We start from the raw sequence: 23,179 nt of genomic DNA on the forward strand, positions 1-23,179 counted from the left end.
ATATTTAAGAGATGTGTGGTTAATATCCGCTTATATTTTTTCCTTTGGAATAGTGAAAATTCTTAAATCTATGAGCAAGAAATCTATCTAAACGCTATCAAGGTGATATTTTGAAATAACAAATAGATATAAAGTACCAAGCATGTACATAATAAGAACAAATAACCCTTTGTATACAAATACACATCAGGAAGCAAAAATATATTTATCTTAAAAATAATAACTCACGTTTTATTTTTTTGTATGGTTAGTTACTAAAAACGAATGGAGAGTATGTGTTTATGAAAATAAACCAGTCAAATCATAAAGGGGTATGGAAAAAAAGAATATTAATATTTCTTTTGATTGTTTTCGGATTGATTATTGCAGGAGTTAGTTATTGGAACCTTTCACCTACTCCAAAAGCGTTTCTCATAAAAAAAGCATTTGAAGGTGGAATGTTTGTTCAATCGGATAATTATCAAAACGCTTTAAAAGAAACACAAATTGTTAAGGACATCAATTATAATTCTAAATTTCCCGATGGTATGTTAGACATTATTTATCCGAAAAACCATACTGATAATACACCTGTTATTTTTTGGGTGCATGGGGGTGGATTTGTAGGTGGGGATAAATCCGATATCACTGGTTATGCAGTAGAATTGGCTGCTAAGGGGTATGCAGTGATAAATATAAATTATGCTCTTGCACCTAAGATGAAATATCCTACACCAGTATTCCAACTTGGTGAGGCTTATGAATATATAAAAGAAAATGCAAAGAAATATAATTTAAAACTTGAACAGGTTTATTTTGCAGGAGATTCTGCTGGAGCACAAATATCTGGACAATTCGTTAATATTCAAACATCTGTCAATTATACAAGGTTAACTAAAATTGATCCTGTTGTTGAGCCTGCTACAATTAAAGGTACTTTACTATTTTGTGGTCCATATAATATGCCTGCATTAGCTAAAATGGAAACAACTAAAGAAGTACAAGATTTTATGCGTACCACTGGTTGGGCTTACTTTGGGAAAAAGGATTTTGAAACATTACCTGAAATAGAAATTGCTTCTATCATTAAACACGTTACAAAAGATTATCCACCAACATTTATTACAGATGGAAATACTGCATCATTCGAAGATCAAGCCAAAGCATTAGCGTCTGAGTTAGAAAGTAAAGGAGTACCTATAGAAAAACTCTTCTTTGATAAAAATATTTCTGGTGAGTTGGCTCATGAATTTCAATTTAAAATGAATACACCAGCAGGTCGAGAAACTTTCAATAAAGTTCTTGAATTTTTAAATACAAACAAATAATATTTCTAACATTGAATACAAAAGTTCCTCTATTATTCTAAAAATAGTAGGGGGTTGATAAAGTATAAAAACTACGCTATCTTTTCTACGGAATCCTAGGAAAAGATAGCGTTTTTATTTCCTAATAACTTACAAACACAAACTGTAAGAGAAAAGGAATGAAGTATGCTGATGGTAGTAAATGACTTAGCAGTGTCCATGTATATATGAATCCTATAGATATTTCCTTTATTTCATTTTACATAATATTAATTTTTTGTGAATTATTAGTCTGTAATTAATTAAATTTAAAGTAATATTCACACTAAATGACTACCTTTATATAATTTATTTGATTTATAAGATAGTTAAGAATACCAAATCAAAACATAAAAGCTCATTATTGATTGATATTTTATAAAGTTGTATTAATATGTGTCATAAAATAATATCAAAATATAATTATAAATAGAATAAGGGAGGACTATGTAAAAAAGTAATAAATACAAGTTCATGAACTGTTTTTGCACGTCAGTACATGCTAAAGAAACCAAAACTATTAAATTTATTAAGGAAATGAGAGGGAGATACTATGGGGAATAAATCAAAGCATAAAACTAAAAGAATACTTGTAGCTACTGCAACATTAACTATAATTGCTTCTGGAATGGCTTCTTCATCAGATGTCTTTGCAGAGGAAACGCAACAGCAAAAAAGTTTATTGACATCACTGCAAAGTGAAAAGTCAGTTAAATCAGAAAATAGAACATTTACAGTCCCAGGAAAAGGGGATGTTGAGGTACTGAAACAACAGGAGAGAAAAAGTATGGCATTTAGTCCATATGAACCAACGGGTTTATATGCAAAGCCAAATGAACAAATAACGATTAATGTAGAAGGTAATCAAGATATTCAAGCATACATTGGAACGTATTCGTATGATGCTTCTTGGAGAGAAGATTCTAAGATAAAATCATTTACATTAAAACCTGGTGTAAACACAATCCAATCTCCAAATGGGGGGCTGATTTATTTTTATAATAAACAGCAAGGAGGTAGCATTCGAACGACAATTACAACAGGTGGAACGACTACGCCTTTCTTTGAACTAGGAAAGCATACGAAACAAGATTTAATAAACATGCTGGACCAATATCCTAATGCACATGCAGTGGAGTTAAAAGGCGAACGTGTATTAATTACGGCCAGCCCTGCACGTGTTAAGAAATATTTGTTGGGTTCTAATACAGATCCTGTACAACTCTTAAAAAAGATGGATGAAGCTACTCGAATTCAGGACAAAGTAGCTGGGTTATCCGAGGAACAAGTAGATAAGCACTATATTCATTACGTAGAAGAAAATCATTCTCCCGATTATTATATGTATGCATATCCTTATCGAACCGCTTATGTAGGAGATGCCATTCAATATGTATTAGATATCAATAAATTTACTACGGATGGATGGGGACCTTGGCATGAAGCTGGACATTTGAGACAACAGATTCCTTGGAGATTCTATAATATGGGCGAAGTTCAAAATAATATTTACAGTCTCGCTGTAGAAAAAGCATTTAATCAACCATCAAATTTGGAAAAAAGCGGAACTTATACGAAAGCCTTTCAATATCTAGAACAAACGGATAAAAATTATGACGAAATTAGTGATGTTTTTGTTAAACTTGTTATGCTTTGGCAACTACAGTTAGCGTATGGAGAGGATTTCTATCCTAAATTGCATCAATTGTATAGAGACATGCCTTCAAATGAGATTCCACAAACTGATGAAACGAAAAAACAATTATTTATGATTTCAGCATCAAAGGCAGCAAAACAAAATTTGATTCCTTTCTTTGAGAAGTGGGGATTACGTCCAAATAACGATACGATTCAAAAAGTGGCTGCATTAGGGTATCCAATTTTAACTGCAGAGATTTGGAAGGGTACGGATTCTAATCCAATTAAACCAGATATGCCTAATGTAAACAATATTTTAGAAGGAAACCAGTTTGAATGGTCACTAAAAGGAATTGGTGATTTCGAGTTTGCTAAAATTAATTTCAATAAATCAACAGAAGAAATGCAAGTGGACTTAAAAGCAGGCGTACCACATCATTATTTTAATGAAACATATTCGAGTATTAAAGTACAAAATGCATCAGGAAAAGTAGTATACAATAAAGACATTTATGGAAATAAACAACAAAATGCTGAATCGCAAAAAGTTTCAGTCAAAGTAGGAGATTATATTGAGTTAACACATCTAGAAGGTGTGCATAGAGCTACTCTCACAAATTTAGATAATAGTAAACAAGAGAGCTTTGGAAAAAAAGCCATTTACGAAGTTACAAAGGATGGACTGAAGAAAGTAAATCAAATTGTTAATCCGAAACCGGACACAGAAGCTCCAACACAGCCACAAGGATTATATGCAAGTAACCTTACTTCTAACAGTGTAGAGCTAAAATGGAACCCTTCTACAGATAATGTAGGTGTAAAAGAATATCAGGTATTACGCGATGGACAATTGATTCAAACTGTACAAGGAACGACATTTATTGATCAAAACTTAACAGCTAATAAGGAATATAAATATGCAGTGAAGGCTGTAGATGCAGCTGGAAATACATCAATCCAAAGTGAAATTCTTCTTGTAAAAACCAAAGATCAAAATGTATCTTATGAAAAATGGGATCCAAAGAAGGCATATACAAAGGGCGATAAAGTAGAACATCAAGGGACAGTGTATGAAGCTGTTCAAAGTCATCAAGGAAATGGTGACCTGAATTGGATATTTGCACTATCGTTATGGAAACCCATTACAATCAATTAATATGTAAGAATCAGATGTGAAGATAGAACAACATCCAGTAATTTAAAGAATTACTGGATGTTATTTGAATTTTGATAGATTTCTCTACTAAGTTATTATTCAATAATAAAAATTAGAAAAGGATGTAGATTAGTGATTAGTCAGAAAACGAAGAAAAGATTTAATAAAGTTATTATAATGACCGCAGCATGTAGCATGATTTCTATGTTTGGAACGTCTATTTTACACACTAAAGCTGCAACACATTCAGCTGCTCCAGCAGTTTATGTGAGTCCCCAAAATATACCTGCCTCAGATATTATTAGTATAGACTGGTCACCAGTTCAGACACCACCTTATACGTACTGGGCTGTACACAACTGGAATGCAGGTGGTGAAGCTGGAGGATATGCTGGTTTTCAACAACAAAGTGGGTTTGATGAAAATGGAAAACGTACCTTACATTTTGCCTTATGGGATCCAATTTCCTCTAAAGAAGCAATAAAGGCCGAATACTTATCTCCGAATTCCCAAGCTGGACCCTTTGGAGGAGAAGGAACAGGAATGAAGGTTCAAACAACTTATGGTTGGAAAGACTACAATTGGTACACAATGACAATGCGTTCATGGCAAGAAAATGGTCATACTAAATTTGGACAATGGATGAAAGATGTAACAAAGAATAAATGGCATCAAATTGCAATTATGGACTTTCCGGTTGCTAATGTTGCATTTAATCATGGATTAGGAATGTTTCAAGAGGACTGGGCTGATAGTGGACAGAATGTTCGAGAAGCGCGCCTGAAAAATGGTTATAGCCGAAAGTTAGTTGATAAACAATGGAGTTCTTGGAATAATCAAAGTATTTCTGGAACGCATGATAACACTTATCAATATGATGGGGGATCTACTTCAGAATATGTATGGGTCAAAGCAGGAGGTAATACGCAGTCTACTATTGGGTCAGGAAAAACATTCACGTTAAATCAACCTAGCCAACCTGAAATAGGAAAACTAGATTATGATATAAAGTCTATGTATTATGAAAATGAAAAATTAAATATATCTTGGCAACTAAAAGATAGTAGTACACCTCAATTTAAGGGGAAAATTGAAATTTATGATAATGAAAATATGACGGGCCAACCGATTAACGTAATTAATGATATTAAATCTTATCAAAATGGAATCAGTCAATCTATATCATTACCAACAAATACTTATGCAAAAATTGTATTAACGGATATATTTGATCAAACTGTGGAAAAAAAGGTGCAAATCAAAAATGAATCTCTAAACATTTTAGAAGGGGATACATTTGCATGGTCACTGAAGGGTATAGGAGATTTTGAATTTGCGAAAGTAAATTTAAATAAATCAACAGAAGAAATGCAAATTGATCTAAAAGCAGGTGTACCACATGACTACTTTGATAGTACATATGCAAGTATTAAAGTGCAAAACACATCAGGTAAAGTGGTCTATAACAAAGAGATTTATGGAAACAAACCGCAAAATGCTGAATCGCAAAAAGTTCCAGTTAAAGTAGGCGATTATATAGAGTTAACACATCTAGAAGGTGTACATAGAGCTACTCTTACAAATGTGGATAATAGTAAACAAGAGAGCTTTGGAAAAAAAGCCATATACGAAGTTACAAAGGAAGGCCTGAAGAAAGTAGAAAAAATGCCAGAAGCAACAATTTTAGAAGGAAACAAGTTTGCATGGTCATTAAAAGGATATAGTGATAGAGAAATTGCAAAAGTAGATTATGATAAAACGGTAGAAGAGATGAAGGTAAAACTAGAAGCAGGTGTACCACATTCCTATTTTGCTAGTACGTATGCGAGTATTAAGGTCCAGAATTCTTCTGGTAACGTTCTGTACAATAAAGAGATCGTAGGAAATAAACAACAAAATGCTGAAAGCCAAACTGTGCCCGTCAAGGTAGGGGATTACATTGAATTTACCCATATAGAAGGAGAAGCAACAAAGGAAAAAACGCGAGCAACTTTAACTAACATTGAAAATAACAAAAATGAAACCATTGGAAAAACGGCAAGATATCAAGTTACAAAAGAAGGCCTGAAGAAAGTAGAAAAAATGCCAGAAACAACAGTTTTAGATGGAAATCAATTTACTTGGTCTCTAAAAGGATATAGTGATAGAGAAATTGCAAAAGTAGACTATAACAAAACAACAGAAAAAATGCAGATTAAATTAGAAGTGGGTATACCACATTCCTATTTTACCGATACGTATGCAAGCATTAAAGTCCAGAATTCATCCGGTAATATTTTGTACAATAAAGAAATTATAGGAAATAGACAACAAGCTGCTGAGAGCCAAACTGTACCCGTCAAAGTAGGGGATTGTATTGAGTTTACTCATATAGAGGGAGAAACACAAAAGGAAAAGACACGCGCCACACTTACTAATCTTGAGAATAGTAAGCAGGAATATATAGGGAAGAAAAAAATATATCAGGTTACCTCTATGGGATTAGTAATAAAGTCATAGATTTCATTACAAAACTTAAATTATTAATTTATATATTATATAAAAATCTTAACTATTATACGTATTAAAAAATTTTCAACAGAAAATAGATTGGCGGGTATAGTATGAACATATTCAAAGGGTTTCTAATTTCATCAATTGCAATGACCACATTTGTAGGAACAGATCTAATCCTAAAAAATGATAATATTCATAATAAAGTTTACGCTGAATCTTATAATGTCACATACAAAGAAAGAGATTCACAGGAAGAAAGATTAATTGTAAAGTTTAAAAATCAAATTGACTTACCTTATGAAGATGGTATTGAGAAACGAATAAAAAATGGAGATTATGATAACAATTTAAAGAAGTTATTTTCCGAAAATACAGAACTTACTTTGAATCGTCTGTTCTCATCTGTAAATCCAATAGAGATTGAAAAGTTATCAGTACAATCTAAATCAGTTGCTAATGAATCAGCTAATAATTTATTAAATTATTATATTGTACAAGCTCCTAATAACATAGAAATAGAATTATTACTGAAAAAATTTGAAACATCTCCTCTCGTAGAGGAGGCTTATATACAAGAAAAACAAATTTTGACACCCCCTGAAATACAGTTACCAAATTTATCTGTTAATCCGTACGATGATCCTAGATTTAAAAATCAAGGATATCTTGAAGCGGCACCAAAGGGAATTAATGCCTCGCATGCTTGGAGCATTAAAGGTGGTGACGGGAAGGATACAACTTTTGTGGATATGGAATATGGATGGTTATTGAACCATGAGGATTTAGTTAATAAAAATATTAAGCTTATGTCGGGACAAAATATAAGCCAGCATAGAGCTCATGGGACTTCTGTATTAGGAATTGTTTCATCTGAAGATAATCAAATTGGAAATATTGGAATTGCACCAAAAGCAAATGTAAAAGTAATATCCCAGATCAGGGATAATGGAATTTATAATACAGCGGATGCTATTTTAAGTGCTGTACATAATTTACAAGCGGGAGATATTCTTTTATTAGAGGCACAAGCTTCGTATGATGGGTATGGGGATAAATATTTACCTGTAGAAGTACATCCAGATATTTTTGATGCAATTCGTGTTGGTGCAGATAAAGGGATTATTATTATAGAAGCTGGCGCAAATGGTTCAAACGACTTAGATAATTTTAAAGATCGTAATGGAAAAAAGATTTTAAATCGAAATAGTCCAGACTTCAAGGATTCAGGTGCTATTATGGTTGGGGCGGGATCATCAACTGTTCCACATAAACGTTTATGGTTTTCAAATTATGGAAGTCGATTAGATGTATATGGATGGGGAGAGAATGTTGATACAACATCAGCAAATCCAAGTCAAAATACTACAAATTTATATACATCAACATTTAGTGGAACATCAAGTGCTTCACCAATTATTGCTGGAGCAGCAACTTCGATTCAAGGTATTGCTAAAGAACATCGAGGTTCTCCTTATACACCAGCCGAATTAAGAAATATCTTAAGTAATCCAAATACAGGAACAAAATCTCAAGATCCGTGGAATGATAGAATAGGTGTTTTACCTGATCTAAAATCTATATTAGATAACTTAGGTTTTAATTCAGATATACCGAACTCTTCTAGTATTTTAGAAGGAAAGCAGTTTGCATGGTCGCTGAAAGGGATTGGAGATTTTGAATTTGCAAAAGTAAATTTAAATAAATCTACAGAAGAAATGCAAATTGATTTAAAAGCAGGTGTACCACATAACTACTTTGATCGTACATATGCAAGTATTAAAGTGCAAAACACATCAGGTAAAGTGGTCTATAACAAAGAGATTTATGGAAACAAACAACAAAATGCTGAATCGCAAAAAGTTTCGGTTAAGGTAGGAGACTATATAGAGTTAACACATCTAGAAGGTGTGCATAGAGCTACTCTCACAAATGTAGATAATAGTAAACAAGAGAGCTTTGGAAAAAAAGCCATATACGAAGTTACAAAAGAAGGCCTGAAGAAAGTAGAAAAAATGCCAGAAGCAACAATTCTAGATGGAAATCAATTTGCATGGTCGCTAAAAGGAATCAGTGATTTTGAGTTTGCTAAAATCAATTTCAATAAGTCGACAGAAGAAATGCAAGTTGATTTAAAATCAGGCATACCACATCATTATTTTAATGAAACATATGCGAGTATTAAAGTACAAAATGCATCAGGGAAAGTAGTATACAATAAGGATATTTACGGAAACAAACAACAAAATGCTGAATCGCAAAAAGTTTCGGTTAAGGTAGGAGACTATATAGAGTTAACACATCTAGAAGGTGTGCATAGAGCTACTCTCACAAATGTAGATAATAGTAAACAAGAGAGTTTTGGAAAAAAAGCCATGTACGAAGTTACAAAAGAAGGCCTGAAGAAAGTAGAGAAAATGCCAGAAACAACAGTTTTAGATGGAAATCAATTTGCGTGGTCTTTAAAAGGATATAATGATCGAGAAATCGCAAAAGTAGAGTATAACAAAGCAACAGAAAAAATGCAGATTAAATTAGAAGCGGGTATACCCCATTCCTATTTTACTAGTACGTATGCAAGCATTAAAGTTCAAAACTCGTCGGGCAATATTTTGTATAATAAAGAAATTGTAGGAAATAGACAACAAGCTGCTGAAAACCAAACCGTTCCCGTCAAAGTAGGAGATTATATTGAGTTTACTCATATAGAGGGAGAAGCACAAAAGGAAAAGACACGTGCCACACTTACAAATATTGAGAATAGTAAACAGGAATTTGTGGGTAAGAAAAAAACATATCAAGTTACTCCTACGGGATTATTAATAAAATAGATTAAAAGGATGTCTAAAAAAATAGAATTTTTTTGGACATCTTTTTTATTATTAAAAAAGCATTAATTATTGATAGTGATGTATGATGAATTCTATAGGCCCATTAAATATTATATATATCTATACATAATCAAAAAATTAAGTTATAACTAATGTTCCAAGGATCGACACATCTATTTTTGTTTAATCATGTTATACTTTTCACAAGTGAAACGCTACAATATCAAATCCTAGTTTTATGACATCCTTCTGTTGCCACAGTCTATAAAAGGTCAATTCCATTGGGGTTGACTTTTTATAGTTGTAGCAGAAAGCTATAAACGTCCATATTTTTTTATAGGATAAATGTTGTAATTTCACGTACCGTATTTATGAAAATATAAATAATTACAACAAACATTAGTCTATATGTAGCTTTTATAGTATATAACTTTTGAATAGATAATATTTGATATTCTCGTGATATTTTAAATTATGGTTAAAAGAAAAGACAGTAAAAGTAGCTTGTTAATATATAAAGGTATTAGTAATATTTGGTGGAAAATCGAAGTGTTTTTAAAAGCATGAATAGAATTAATACACCAAAATTGAAGAAGGAGGTTATAGATAATGAAAAGAATTATAACACTGAGCACTTGTAAACTGCAAGATACTATAAAACATGGTGGATGTGGTGCATGTCAGACATCTTGTCAATCCGCTTGTAAAACTTCATGTGGAGTTGCAAATCAAAAGTGTGAAAATACAATAAATAGATAGGAAACAAGTAGTATTGTACGCAGTTATATTTTATATGGGCGGGCAATCTTTATGAAAAAGGAGTTTGATTATCCAGTATGATTCATCAATATAAATTAAATGGATACAATATCGTATTAGATACTTATAGCGGTTCGGTACATGTTGTTGACGATCTTGCTTATGAAATAATTATGCTATATGAGAATACTCCTATGGAAGAAATCCTGTCAATGATGCAGGAAAAGTATAAATATGATTTCCACGTTTCCGAGAAGGAAATTCGAGAAACAATTACGGATATTGAAGAACTAAAAAGAGATGGGAAGCTTTTTACCGATGATGATTATAAGGACCTTTCAATTGATTTGATAAATCGTCCCACTTATGTGAAGGCTCTTTGTCTTAATGTCGCGCATACATGTAATCTGTCGTGTGAATACTGCTTTGCTAGCCAAGGAAAATACAATGGAAAAAGAGCCATCATGAGTTATGAAGTTGGAAAAAGAGCCATCGATTTTCTATTAGAAAACTCAGGTAATCATCGAAATCTCGATGTTGATTTTTTTGGTGGGGAGCCACTCATGGCGTGGAAGACTGTCAAACAGATTGTCGCCTATGCAAGAAATAAAGAAAAAGAGTACAAAAAAACTTTTCGTTTTACCTTTACTACAAATGGTATGCTGCTTAATAATGAAATTACTGACTTCTTGAATCAGGAAATGCACAATGTTGTATTAAGCCTTGATGGAAGAAAAAAAGTTCATGATTATCTACGTAAAACTGTCAATGGGAAGGGTAGCTACAATCATATTGTTCCAAAGTTTCAGGAATTTGTTGAGAAGCGTGGAGATAAAGAATATTATGTACGTGGAACCTATACCCATAATAATGTCGATTTTACCAATGATATTTATCACATCGCTGATCTAGGTTTTAATAAGATATCAATGGAACCAGTTATCTGTAATCCAAGAGAACCACATGCGCTCGGTGAAGAAGATCTTTTGGAAATTTACAATCAATATGAAATTCTCTCGAAGGAAATGCTAAACCGTGAGGAAAAAGGAAGCGGTTTTACTTTCTATCATTACATGCTTGACCTTTCAGAAGGTCCATGTATTCAAAAGAGAATTTCTGGTTGCGGTTCTGGGACTGAATACCTTGCTATTACCCCATGGGGGGAGATATTTCCTTGTCATCAGTTTGTTGGGGAAGAAGAATATAGTATGGGGAATATCTGGGATGGCATTACAAAAACAGAGATACAGTCTCAATTTAAGAAGAGTAATTGCTATTCAAAACCGGAATGTCAGGAATGTTGGGCACAGTTTTACTGTAGCGGCGGTTGCCCAGCTAATACAATACATGCAACGGGTTCCCTTAAGGGAACACATGGGTTCAGCTGTAAAATCTTCCGCAAGAGGATAGAATGTTCTATGATGGTTAAAGTAGCTCAATCCATTAGAGCTATGAAGAAGGAAGAACAAGCCATAGTTCAGTAAATACAAAAGTGCACAAGCGTTGTTATAGCATAAATTTATAAAGATAGTTACAAACAAAAATTCTTTAGTCCAATTTAGAATAAATGAGTTTAAAAGAAGATAGCCATTTGTAATGGCTATCTTCTTTTGTAAAAAATATATAATTTATTCAATTATTTTTTCGATAACAGGCATAACAGCGATTGGTGGAATAGAGTGAGTCCATCCTACGGAAAATATATTTAGTTTTTCACCTACGCTATAGTTATCTTTGCTAGTAATAGGAACACGTAAAATTTTATTCTGAGAAGCTAATTCCCACCAATTATTTTGATAAGAAAGTGCCTCCTCTTTTGTATTAGTGTCAGCTACAACCAAATAATTATCATCTGCTGAAATAACATATCCAGTGAAAGGTATCTGTATTCTGACTTGTTCTTCCTTAATAGGAGTAGGGTTACTTATAGAATCTGCCGAAGTAGGAGTTAATCCGAAAGCTAATCCACATCCTAGCGTCAGAGTGGTAACCACTGTTACTAATTTTTGCTTTTTTGAAAACATAATATAAATCCCCCTTATATTTTATCCGTACACCATCACCTTTCTATTTTTTATATAGAAAGCCTTTTTATATCCCTAAATTTAACAATTATGTCACAAATAATCCATTGTTTTTTTTAATGGGTATTATTTAAAGATAATATATGTTATAATTCACCAAATTAACTATTAATTGTACCTTTATCTTCTAGTGAATATATATTTTTGAAAAGAATGATAGCGTTATCTTTTGTAAATGTTCCTATTTGCATGATTACCTAATTTTTATGTACAATAAAGAAAAGAGAGTTTCTTAGACAGGAAGAGGAAAGTCATGACCAAGTCATTAGTAAATTTACGAATTGATTTTGCTTTTAAGCAATTATTTGGGACAAGTGGTAGTGAGGATATTCTTATCACATTTTTAAATGCCATGTTAAAGAATTCATTAGAATCACCTATTATGTCACTACAATTAGAGGATCCACATTTACATCGAGAACACGAGGATGATAAATTATCAATTTTAGATGTCTCAGCCACATTAGACACAGGTACTAAAGTAAACGTAGAAATTCAGCTGAATAATAATCACGACATGATTAAACGAAGTTTGTATTACTGGGGTAAATTATATACTTCACAGTTACAAAAAGGGATGCCTTACAGCTCTCTTAGTAAAACAATTACCATTAATTTGTTAAACTTCGTACTTTTTCCCGAATATGAGGAATTTCATACAACGGGAAAGCTATGGAATGTACAACAGCAAAAGCAGTTTAGTGATGATATAGAGATTCATGTTATAGAGCTTCCTAAACTAATGGAACAATGGCGGGAAGAGAAAGTTAATCCGTGGGAAGATTCATTTGTTCGTTGGCTGTTATTACTTCCGGCAAATGAAGATGAACACTTAACTCAAACATTGGAGGACATTGCGATGAATCAAGATCCGATTTTACAAAAAGCAATGAATAAGTGGGAGCGAATGAGTCAAGATTCGACATTCCGACAAGCCTATGAAGCGAGGGAAAAAACCCTAATGGATGAAGCTGCAAAGTTTGCTCACGCAGAGGAGCAAGGAATCAAAAAAGGTATTGAAAAGGGTATTGAAGAAGGCAAAAAAGCCGAACGTATACAATTGGTATGTGGTATGTATAAAAACGGAATGTCTGTAGAGGATATTGCGAAATTTACGAAGTTACCTATAGAAGAAATAAGAGAAATTATCCAATTATAAATTAAAAAGAACACCTACAGCATTTGTAGGTGTTCTTTTTTATGACCAATAATGTCCGGAGTATAATTATTAGTTGATGTATCGTCAGGAAAATAAGAACTTACAACATTAAATAATTTTTAAAGAACTATACATGGATTCTACCTTAAATACATGCTCTATATTCCATCATAATATTGTTAATAATTGTTTGGACGGGCAAAATCTCTTTGACTTCATTTACTCGTGCACCTGCGAAAACAAGACCATTTTCACAATCACCATCCATAGAGGTTATCAAAGAATCTAGCGTGCAGAAACGATAAGAACAGTTTTTTAAGCAATTTATACACTTTTTTATTTTTATCTTTTTATTATTATCAGCTATTAATGTAGTAAAGTTATTTTTAACCGCACGACCTTGGAGACCGACAGTTGTTTTGACTAATATAGTATCTTCTAATCGAGCATTTATATATTTTTCCTTAAAGGATAGTGGTGCATCACACTCATTACTTGCAACGAATCTTGTGCCCATTTGCACACCAGATGCACCCATTTTTAAGGCATGCGCAATATCTTTTCCAGTCATAATTCCTCCAGCAGCAATTACGGGAATTTCGACTGCTGCAACTACTTCCGGTAATATATCGAATAAAGGTCGATCGGTACCCAGATGTCCTCCTGCTTCATGACCCTCTACTACAACAGCGGCCGCACCCAAGCGTTCAGATAATCTAGCGAGTTTGGCTGAGGATACTATTGAAATAACTGGTATGTCGGCATTTTTTCCCCAAGTATACATATCTCGTGAAATGCCAGCACCAGATATGATGAAATCAACTTTTTCCTCAATAGCTGCTTTCATTTTTTCAGCAAAATCATTCATAGCAAAAAGGACATTTACTCCAATATAACCAGTATTCCGGATCTTTTCTTTCGCCTTCCTAATATGCATTCTCATTTCATCTATGGAAATACCAGTTCCTGATATAATCCCAATTCCTCCAGCATTAGCAACTGCAGATGCAAGTTTACTTAATGAAATGCCTACGCCCATTCCTCCCTGCATAATTGGGACCTGTGGCATCATATGACCGATTTTTAATTGTGGAAAGTTCAAGTAAATACCCCATTTCATTAATGTTATTAGAGTAGATCTGTTAAACCCTCTCAGTTTAACACAGTGATTGGAACAAACACTAGGAAATTAATACCTACTACTAGTAGTTTGTGATGTTTTTTGTTGATTTTCACAAAATGTTCGAATAGTGCGCTATAAACTTTAGAATAATATCAAATGTGTATTTAGGCTTCTGGATAAAAAAACAATGAATTTTAGATTTTCCAATAAAAAATGTCTTAAAGAATTGATTTGTCAAAAATGGAGTGGGATGTAATCATTAATTATTTTGAGTGGGGATATGAACAGAGCTAAATAGAAATTTATATTCTTTTTAATAAAAGGACTTTTTGTATTATAAGTGTTAAATAATCATTAGTTATAAAGGGAAAAATCTATTTTTTTAGTAATCTACATAATTGGATTAGAGACAATTAGATGTGTAGTACATTTTAGAGGTATTAAATATCAATATTCCAAAAATCTTGATAATCAATATGCTTATCAAATTTTTTTAGTATTCTAATGATTTTAGTTGCAGATGTTAAAGTGGGAATACGATCCTTTTTATTTGCTAAATCACTTATCAGAGATTTACTTAATCCAGTTCTTTGTACAAGCCATTGTTGTTTGATTCCTCTGTGATCTAAATACTCCCCAAATGGAGTTCTTTTTTTTCCTAGACCAAACATAAAGAATCCCTCCTAATTAAAAATAGCGTATAAATAGCTTGTACAAAATTCCATAAATTTAAACTTTTGTCCATAAATATGGAATTATAAGTTAGAACAAGGCAAACAGCTTGTGAAAATAGACAAATGGTTTCTCTCCACAAAAACATGTAGCAGTTGTGGAAATGTGAAAAATATGTCATTGTCTGAGCGAGTCTATTCTTGTATATGCGGTGTAAATCTCGATAGAGATTATAACGCAGCTATCAATATCAAAAATGAAGCAATACGCCTATTGGCGTTAGCATAGATAGCAATAAAATAACCCTTGGAACAAGGGAGTTAGCTCGGCTGTCTTAGGATGAATTCGTTAGCTACCAAAAGTAACGACTAACCGAGAAGCCCCAACTTCAAACAGTCCGTTAGGACGTTAGGTTGCGGGTAGTTCACTGTAATTTAAACAACTTTAATATCTCTGTACCCTATATTATGTTTGGATTGCCATACCCAACATAATATGAAAAATCTCAATCTCATTTTTATAGGATGAAATGAGATTGAGACTCTTTTGTTGTTTATTTGCTAGATAATGGAATGGTAACTAAAAATTCTACGCCTTGTTTGGTATTATTTATAGAATACGTGATAAAAAGGGATTCAAAAATTTGTTTTACAATATATAACCCTAAGCCACTCCCTCCTGTATTTCGATTTCTTGACTTTTCGATTCGATAAAATGGTTTGAAAATATGTTGTATATCTTCTTCTTTTATTTTGACACCTGTATTGATAACTCGCATTTGGATGTTGTTTTGTTTAGAATCCTTTGTTAACTTTATATAGACTTTTTCGTTATACGGTGAATACATAATCGCATTATGAATGATGTTTTTACAAGCTTTTTCTAAAAGAACATAATCCGTATAAACAAAAATGTCAGAATCTACTTCCTTTATTATTTGAATGCTTTTTTGAGAAGCAAAAAATTCGAGTTTTTTTGTGATTGTATCTATTGATTTCGAAAGATTTACTTCTTCCACTTGAAGTTTAAAGGTATGTTGTTCTAATTTAGACATGCTTAAAATTTCGCGAACCAGTTGTTCCAGACTTTCAATTATCTGATAATTTTTCTTTAAATACTGGTCACGATTTTGATAAGGGCCGATATTATATATCATGCCTTCTAGGTATCCTTTCATAACAGTAAGAGGGGTTTTTAATTCATGTGCTACAATAGCAAAGAATTCCCTTCGCTTAGTTTCTAATTCTCTTTCTTTTTCAATATCACTTTTTAATTGCTGATTCGCTTTTTGTAAATCAAAAATCGCCTGTTGTAAATTTATGGACATATCATTCAAGCTACTGGACAATTCCCCTAATTCATCCATAGAACGAACCTCAATTTTTTCGGAGAAATCCAAGTTTGCCATCTTTTGTGCACCTTTATTAATATAAATAAGTGGTTTAGTAATAAACCTTGAATAGAGATAAGCACTTCCTAAACCAATAACCAGTACAATGATACTAATATAAGGTAGAAAACGTACCAAGACCTGTGAAGCTTCATCGATTGGTTGAAATGTTGCGAACACCACAAGCGTTAAGTTAACATCTTGGAATTGTATTGGCTTGGTAGCCTCATATGAATTACGAGATTGAGCCAAACCCTTTATTGGTACTGAAGTAACAAAACCTTTTGCTGGAGTCCCCCCCTGAACAGTCCCCTCAAAAACAGTACCCTCTTGAATAGTACTTTGAAGAAAAGGATAATAAATAATCCTTCCCTGATTATCTTGAAGATATATCACTGCATTATTTTTTTGTGCGTATTCATCAACAAGTGATGTTGCATTTTGAAGCGTAAGATCTTTAGATTTATCAATTATTTCTTCGATTCCCGTTTGAAGCTGATCTGTTTTGTATTTCTCATAAAATTTAGGGAGAAAGAAGTATAAAATTACATAAATTAAGGTTGCAAAGGCTAACAAAATGAGTGATGTAGTCATAAAGAGTTTATAGGTAATTCTCTTCATCTTCATGATCTTTACAATTTTATTCATCGATTTTATAACCAATGCCCTTTACTGTTTTAATATAGGATATATCTAATTTTTTTCGTATGTTTTTCATATGTGTATCAATCATTCGTGTGTCTCCGGCATACTCATATCCCCAAATTTTTTCTACGATATTTTCTCTTGTGAGTACCTTTTTTTCATTTTGGATTAGTAGTTGCAAAATTTCAAATTCTTTTGTCGTTAGGGGAACCTCGACTTTATTTACATATACTTTATATGCATTGCCATCGACATGTAGTTCTCTAAATACAAAATGATTATCCGTACTTTGATTATTACTTCTTCTCAGTACCGCTTCGACTCGTCTCATCAAAACATGAAAAGAAAAAGGTTTTGTAATATAATCATCGATTCCAAGATCAAATCCTTTCATTTGATCTTGTTCTTCTTCTAACGCAGTTAGCATAATAATTGGTATATTTGACTGACTTCGAATCATTTTTGCAACTTCAAATCCATTCAGGTTTGGCATCATCACATCGAGAAGAATTAAATCGAAGGACTGCTTATTAAATTGTTTCATGCCCTCTAATCCGTCTGATGCAACTATAACTTTATACTGTTGTGTCATTAAAAATTGTTTGATTAATTCTTGTATTTCTTGATCATCTTCTACCACCAGAATGTGATAGTTCTTCATAATATCACCTCTTATAGTCATTATAACCTTCTAATCTGGAGTTGATGTGGAGACGTATTGGAAACACTATAAAAACTTCACAAGAAAACTACATGTATTTCAAATTAGCTCCAGATGCATGAGATAGGTTATATACATAACAAGACAGAGGGAGGTAATTAAGATGTCACTAGAAGCAAACATCATTCTTTCTATATTAGATGTACAACTGTGGATAGCTTCTCATTTGAATAATAGACGCATAAAAGAGAAAAAACAAAAATTGAAACCAGCATCTTGCTTAAACAAATACAAAAGTGTAAATAAAAGAAAGCTATATAAGTCTAGTGAATAAAAATAGGGAGGATCAAATTGATTCTCTCTATTTTTGTATTCCATAATTAGGTACTGAAAGTCTTTACTATAACTCTAGATTAACTCCATATAGAATACAGATTAAGTTTGTATGATACATGTACCAAATAGAAAGGAATGATACATGATGTTGACGATTTACACAATCTATCAAATTTTATCCCTTCCTTCTTATTTACACACAAACCTATTACCATCTATTCTCACGAGAATGCTAGGATCTAAGTTTATAACAAAAGACTAAATAAGCTAATGGATGTTTATTGTCTCTTGTCTCTATTTTTGCAAATCATCTGTATAAACACGTATCCTATTTTGTACATTGATACTCTATTTGTTGAGAGCCGAATAGGCTCTTTTTTTAGAGACAAGCTCGAAGTGGGTTTGAATATCGTCATACATATATTCATAGGAAATTTCAAATATAATGTTACCCCTACGAAAAAACAGTTGATTTATGTTTAAACCATGCCTAAAGGTAAAATTTTTTTTGAAATGGTGATTCTTAAATATTATATTCATACATCGTATTTCAAATATTAAGATGAAAAAATTCAATTGTAAATTAAAGGAGAAAGGGATGTTCACAATGGGACACTATGATACAAATCAAACAGAAAGCAATAGGAATAAAGTCTATAAAAAAACAGGATATTTTTTCACAGGAATAATTGGTGCAGTGATTGGTGTAATTACCATTGGATTGACCACTCCTTATATAAATGAAATCAAAGGAAGTGTAGGTCAATCTCCTAAGCATAACGAAGTAAATCAGGCTACGCCAATCTCTTACAAATCAGAAGATGTAAGCAATCCTCAAAATATGATTGAATCTGCAAAAGAAGTTGTTGTAGGTGTCATTAACTATAAACAAAATGTAGATCCATTTAATACGCAAGATCAATCAGAAGAAGCTGGTTCGGGATCAGGGGTCATATATAAAAAAAACGGCAATAAGGCTTTTATTGTTACAAATAATCATGTGATAGACGGTGCGAATAAAGTAGAAGTGAAATTGAATAATGGTAAAAAGGTTCCCGCTAAAGTAGTAGGGACAGATCCATTATTAGATTTAGCGGTATTAGAAATTGAAGGGACAGATGTAAAAAGAGTCGCAACACTTGGAGACTCAGAAAAAATTCGTACAGGGGAAACGGTAATAGCTATTGGGAATCCATTGGGGTTAGAAGGTAGTGTAACAAAGGGGATTATTAGTAGTAAGGAACGAGAAATACCTGTTAGTACCCTTGGAAATCAACAAGTTGATTGGCAAGCGCAGGTAATTCAAACAGATGCAGCTATTAATCCTGGGAATAGTGGAGGAGCTTTGTTTAATGAACAGGGTGAAGTCATTGGAATTAATTCGAGTAAAATTGCACAACAAGCTGTTGAAGGAATTGGATTTGCAATTCCGATTCATATAGCCAAAACGATCTTAGAGTCTCTTGAGAAAGATGGAACAGTTAAACGTCCGATGATGGGTGTACAGTTATTAGATGTGGAGAAAATGACAGATTCTGCACGTAATCAATTAAAATTACCAAAAGAGATAACAAGTGGTGCCATGTTGGGGAATATTTCAAGTCAATCACCAGCAGAAAACGGCGGATTACAACAGTATGATGTTGTGATTGCATTGGATGAACAAAAAATAGAAAATGTCGTTCAATTCCGTAAATATTTATATGAAAAGAAAAAATTGGGGGATACAATTAAAGTAACCGTTTATCGAAATGGTGAAAAACTAACAAAAAACGTGAAATTAACGGATCAAACACGTGCCGCTTAAAAATATAGCCACCTTTCGGTGGTTTTTTTATATGTGCTTTTTGTGTGGGTACTAGATATATCAGAGGTGGTAAATGTCATGAAGCAAAAAGAATGCCCACATTGTGATTCCAAGCAGGAGGCTAATTTTTCTAGCGATAGCATCTCATCTTGTACTGTATGAGTCATAAATAAAGGGAGTTATCCCGTGTTTGTATCCCTTCCTCAAGTTAATTGGTTGGTGACTAATATTTCATACCTATTATTATTCCATTTGTCCTCATTCTACATTAAATGGACTGACTCTTTACCAATGTTCAAAATCGATTACATATTTTAATTCGTGTTCCAGCTTTTCTTGACTATATTAACGAATCACTACATATGCACTCCAGATAAGCCCTAATATCTTTAGATAATCTACTGAATATCTTCATATAAACTCCAGATAGTGTATTTAGAATAACAACTATCAAGGAGGTTAGGAATAATGAATTTTATAAAACGCGCAATTCTCAGTATGAAAAAAAGAATAGGAACATCATTAATTTTGATGGCGGTCTTTCTGATTGTTACAAATTTAGTGTTGGCAGGATTCACAATTCAAAATGCATCAAAAAAAGCTGCGGATGCTGCGAGAAAAAAACTTGGTGCAGATGTTACTTTAGGTCTTGATTTCGACAAATTAGGTCAAAAAGCTAAGGAAACTGGAGAAATGCCAAATCCGCCGCAGCTAGATACAAAAGAAACAGATCAATTAGCGAAATCCAAGTATGTAAAAGACTATAATTACATAGCTAGCACTTTCGGTCTTTCTGATGGTCTTAAACTAGTAGGAGCTTCAGAAGGGGAAGAAGAAGGAAAAGGTAAAGTCGGAATGGCAGCTGTGCGAGGCGGTTCAAGCTCTGGTACAGAAATAGATATAAATGCTTCTTTTATGATTGAGGGGGTCCGCAAGACTACATTACAAGAAAGCTTTAAAAACGGAAAAAGTAAAATCATTGATGGAAAACCAATTACAGAGCAAATGAAGGATCAGAATGTAGCTTTAATGGAAAAACGATTAGCGGAATTAAACAATTTGAAAGTAGGAGACAAAGTTAAAGTGCAATCAGGGGATAAGAAGGAAACCCTTGAGGTTGAAATTATCGGTATTTACGAAACAAATGAGCAAGCAATGGTTCAACAGGCTCCTCCTATAATGGATCCAGCTAATAAACTATATATGCCGCATTCAACTATGAAAAAATTAGAAGTAGACCAAGGTATAAGTAGTGTTCAAGTCGTGTATTTCTTGAATGACCCACAATATATTGATGCATTTAAAAAAGAAGCAAAAAAATCTAACATTGATTTTAATTATTATAAATTAGATGCGCATGATTCATTGTACAAACAAATGATTGGTCCTATCGAAAATATTGCTTCTACTTCTCAAATGATTATCTATATGGTATCGATTGCAGGTGCAATTATTTTAGGATTAATCATTATGTTATCGATTAAAGCACGTCGTAAGGAAATGGGGATTTTATTGTCCATTGGAGAGAAAAAATGGAAACTGATGGCGCAGTTTGTAGTAGAAGTAGTATGTATTGCTATTTTAGCATTTGGATTATCCATAACAACAGGGGCTAAAGTATCTCAATTCGTAGGGGATAACTTACTTTCGAGTGAAATTGCTACAGCAAGCGAAGAAACAGATACCTCGCAACATGGTACTGTAATGATGTCTGGACCTGGTGGTACGCTACAAGACCAAAAAGAAGAGCCAATTGATAAAATTGATGTAAGTGTAACAGGAGAAGATGTAGGGAAAATGGGGGGGATTGGACTAGCTATTGCTATATTAGCAACGCTTCTTCCGGCATTATCTATTCTACGCTTAAATCCAAAACAAATTCTTTTAAAAGATGAATAAGGAGGATCGATATGGAGACAATTTTACAATTTAAAAACTTAGATTATTATTATGAAAGTAACGGAAAAAAAGTAACGATACTAGATAATGTTAATTTTTCTTTTCAAAAAGGGCATTTCTACACGATTTTAGGACCATCTGGATCTGGTAAAACTACAACTCTTAGCTTAGGTTGTGGGCTGGATATACCTAAAAATGGTTATGTACTGTATAATGGCAAGGATATTCGAAAAATTGGTTTGGATCGATACCGTAATCAAAATGTATCTGTAATTTTCCAATCTTATAATTTGATTACCTATATGACTGCTCTTCAGAATGTATTAACGGCAATGGAAATTACAGGTGTGAAGGTAAAAAATAAAAAAGCAAGGGCATTAGAATTATTAGAGAAGGTAGGACTCACAGAAATAGAAGCGAAACGAAATGTCTTGCAACTAAGCGGCGGGCAACAACAACGTGTAGCAATTGCTCGAGCACTATCTTGTAATGTTGATTTACTAATTGCGGATGAGCCGACAGGAAACCTTGATGAAGAAACAGCAAATGATATTATTGATTTATTTCAGGAGCTCGCTCATCAAGAGAATAAATGTGTAATTGTTGTGACGCATTCACAAGAAGTTGCAAAAAAATCAGATCGAGCTGTTTATTTAAATAAGAAAAAATTAGCCGTAAAAGATGCATCTAGCATCTAAAAAACAAATTCTATGATTAGAAGAGTTTGCAGGGTATGGAAATCGTGAAAATGATAAAAAACTAGTTAATTATTTTCCGAAAAAATATATGATTAATCTAAAAAGGAATGGAGATTTTTATCTCCATTCCTTTTTAGATAGATAATTTAATCCTTATTTAACAGCCTCTTTTAAAGCTTTCCCAGCTTTAAATGCAGGTACTTTTCCTCCTGGGATATGCATTTCTTCGCCCGTTTGGGGATTGCGCCCAGTACGTGCAGAACGCTCACGTACTTCAAATGTACCAAATCCAATTAACTGTACGGATTCCTCTTTTTGAAGAGATTGTGTAATTTGATCTAGGATAGCTTGTACAGATGCGGTAGCATCTTTTTTAGTAAGAGATGTTTTCTCAGATACTTGGTTAATTAGTTCTGCTTTATTCATTATGAACCCCCATTAAATAATATTTGTTAATTTAATTTTATAGTATAGTATGTTTTCAAGAAAGGGTAAAATTTATA

The 23,179-nt window shown here is 32.9% G+C and carries 17 protein-coding genes and 1 pseudogene; 12 read left to right on the plus strand and 6 right to left on the minus strand.

Annotated elements, in window-relative coordinates:
• Positions 1 to 281: 281 nt before the first annotated feature.
• The 6 genes from ACTFN4_RS26255 (at position 282) to scfB (ending at position 11,686) form a co-directional block, all read left to right on the plus strand.
• Positions 282 to 1,307 (plus strand): alpha/beta hydrolase, encoded by a 1,026-nt coding sequence (locus ACTFN4_RS26255; RefSeq protein WP_439963015.1) that lies wholly within the window; start codon positions 282 to 284, stop codon positions 1,305 to 1,307.
• Between the two features lie 571 nt (positions 1,308 to 1,878).
• The gene (locus ACTFN4_RS26260; RefSeq protein ID WP_439963016.1) at positions 1,879 to 4,119 is read left to right on the plus strand and encodes a M60 family metallopeptidase; all 2,241 of its coding nucleotides are present in this window, start codon (positions 1,879 to 1,881) and stop codon (positions 4,117 to 4,119) included.
• Positions 4,120 to 4,251: 132 nt separating this feature from the next.
• Positions 4,252 to 6,618: a putative mucin/carbohydrate-binding domain-containing protein gene (locus ACTFN4_RS26265; protein ID WP_439963017.1), complete on the plus strand. Its 2,367-nt coding sequence runs from the start codon at positions 4,252 to 4,254 to the stop codon at positions 6,616 to 6,618.
• A 104-nt stretch (positions 6,619 to 6,722) separates the two neighbouring features.
• The gene (locus tag ACTFN4_RS26270; protein WP_439963018.1) at positions 6,723 to 9,443 is read left to right on the plus strand and encodes a putative mucin/carbohydrate-binding domain-containing protein; all 2,721 of its coding nucleotides are present in this window, start codon (positions 6,723 to 6,725) and stop codon (positions 9,441 to 9,443) included.
• Between the two features lie 609 nt (positions 9,444 to 10,052).
• The gene (scfA, locus tag ACTFN4_RS26275; RefSeq protein WP_000821352.1) at positions 10,053 to 10,202 is read left to right on the plus strand and encodes a six-cysteine ranthipeptide SCIFF; all 150 of its coding nucleotides are present in this window, start codon (positions 10,053 to 10,055) and stop codon (positions 10,200 to 10,202) included.
• A 77-nt stretch (positions 10,203 to 10,279) separates the two neighbouring features.
• The gene (scfB, locus tag ACTFN4_RS26280; RefSeq protein ID WP_439963019.1) at positions 10,280 to 11,686 is read left to right on the plus strand and encodes a thioether cross-link-forming SCIFF peptide maturase; all 1,407 of its coding nucleotides are present in this window, start codon (positions 10,280 to 10,282) and stop codon (positions 11,684 to 11,686) included.
• A gap of 144 nt (positions 11,687 to 11,830) precedes the next feature.
• Here scfB and ACTFN4_RS26285 read toward each other — a convergent pair whose 3' ends face one another.
• On the minus strand, positions 11,831 to 12,226 hold the full coding sequence (locus tag ACTFN4_RS26285; protein ID WP_000491772.1) for a DUF3221 domain-containing protein: 396 nt from the start codon (positions 12,224 to 12,226) through the stop codon (positions 11,831 to 11,833).
• Positions 12,227 to 12,539: 313 nt separating this feature from the next.
• Here ACTFN4_RS26285 and ACTFN4_RS26290 point away from each other — a divergent pair, with 313 nt between their 5' ends.
• A complete protein-coding gene (locus ACTFN4_RS26290) occupies positions 12,540 to 13,445 on the plus strand; it encodes an Rpn family recombination-promoting nuclease/putative transposase (protein ID WP_000167466.1) in 906 nt (301 codons plus the stop codon).
• A gap of 145 nt (positions 13,446 to 13,590) precedes the next feature.
• Here the strand turns inward: ACTFN4_RS26290 and ACTFN4_RS26295 are convergent, their stop codons facing one another.
• Both ACTFN4_RS26295 and ACTFN4_RS26300 read right to left on the minus strand, forming a co-directional pair.
• Entirely contained in the window at positions 13,591 to 14,565 is a 975-nt protein-coding gene (locus ACTFN4_RS26295) for an NAD(P)H-dependent flavin oxidoreductase (RefSeq protein WP_439963020.1), read from the minus strand.
• A 443-nt stretch (positions 14,566 to 15,008) separates the two neighbouring features.
• Positions 15,009 to 15,239, minus strand: a complete 231-nt coding sequence (locus tag ACTFN4_RS26300; RefSeq protein ID WP_000467334.1) for a helix-turn-helix domain-containing protein — start codon at positions 15,237 to 15,239, stop codon at positions 15,009 to 15,011.
• Between the two features lie 85 nt (positions 15,240 to 15,324).
• Between ACTFN4_RS26300 and ACTFN4_RS26305 the strand changes: the two are divergent.
• Positions 15,325 to 15,528 (plus strand): annotated as a pseudogene (locus ACTFN4_RS26305) (zinc ribbon domain-containing protein); the annotation flags it as partial.
• A 265-nt stretch (positions 15,529 to 15,793) separates the two neighbouring features.
• On the opposite strand, the gene ACTFN4_RS26310 reads toward ACTFN4_RS26305, so the two are convergent.
• A complete protein-coding gene (locus ACTFN4_RS26310; RefSeq protein WP_439963070.1) occupies positions 15,794 to 17,257 on the minus strand; it encodes an ATP-binding protein in 1,464 nt (487 codons plus the stop codon).
• Positions 17,258 to 17,270: 13 nt separating this feature from the next.
• Entirely contained in the window at positions 17,271 to 17,936 is a 666-nt protein-coding gene (locus tag ACTFN4_RS26315; protein ID WP_439963021.1) for a response regulator transcription factor, read from the minus strand.
• A 163-nt stretch (positions 17,937 to 18,099) separates the two neighbouring features.
• Here ACTFN4_RS26315 and ACTFN4_RS26320 point away from each other — a divergent pair, with 163 nt between their 5' ends.
• The 4 genes from ACTFN4_RS26320 (at position 18,100) to ACTFN4_RS26335 (ending at position 22,676) form a co-directional block, all read left to right on the plus strand.
• Positions 18,100 to 18,270 carry a hypothetical protein gene (locus ACTFN4_RS26320; protein WP_439963022.1) on the plus strand — a complete coding sequence of 57 codons (171 nt, stop codon included), beginning with the start codon at positions 18,100 to 18,102 and terminating at the stop codon, positions 18,268 to 18,270.
• 600 nt (positions 18,271 to 18,870) lie between these two features.
• On the plus strand, positions 18,871 to 20,079 hold the full coding sequence (locus ACTFN4_RS26325; protein ID WP_439963023.1) for a S1C family serine protease: 1,209 nt from the start codon (positions 18,871 to 18,873) through the stop codon (positions 20,077 to 20,079).
• Positions 20,080 to 20,547: 468 nt separating this feature from the next.
• On the plus strand, positions 20,548 to 21,978 hold the full coding sequence (locus ACTFN4_RS26330) for an ABC transporter permease (protein ID WP_439963024.1): 1,431 nt from the start codon (positions 20,548 to 20,550) through the stop codon (positions 21,976 to 21,978).
• A gap of 11 nt (positions 21,979 to 21,989) precedes the next feature.
• A complete protein-coding gene (locus ACTFN4_RS26335; RefSeq protein WP_439963025.1) occupies positions 21,990 to 22,676 on the plus strand; it encodes an ABC transporter ATP-binding protein in 687 nt (228 codons plus the stop codon).
• A gap of 153 nt (positions 22,677 to 22,829) precedes the next feature.
• Here the strand turns inward: ACTFN4_RS26335 and ACTFN4_RS26340 are convergent, their stop codons facing one another.
• On the minus strand, positions 22,830 to 23,102 hold the full coding sequence (locus ACTFN4_RS26340) for an HU family DNA-binding protein (protein ID WP_098212870.1): 273 nt from the start codon (positions 23,100 to 23,102) through the stop codon (positions 22,830 to 22,832).
• Between the last annotated feature and the right edge of the window lie 77 nt (positions 23,103 to 23,179).

This window comes from Bacillus cereus group sp. MYBK95-2 (assembly GCF_051915225.1).
GTDB classification, from domain to species: domain Bacteria; phylum Bacillota; class Bacilli; order Bacillales; family Bacillaceae_G; genus Bacillus_A; species Bacillus_A cereus.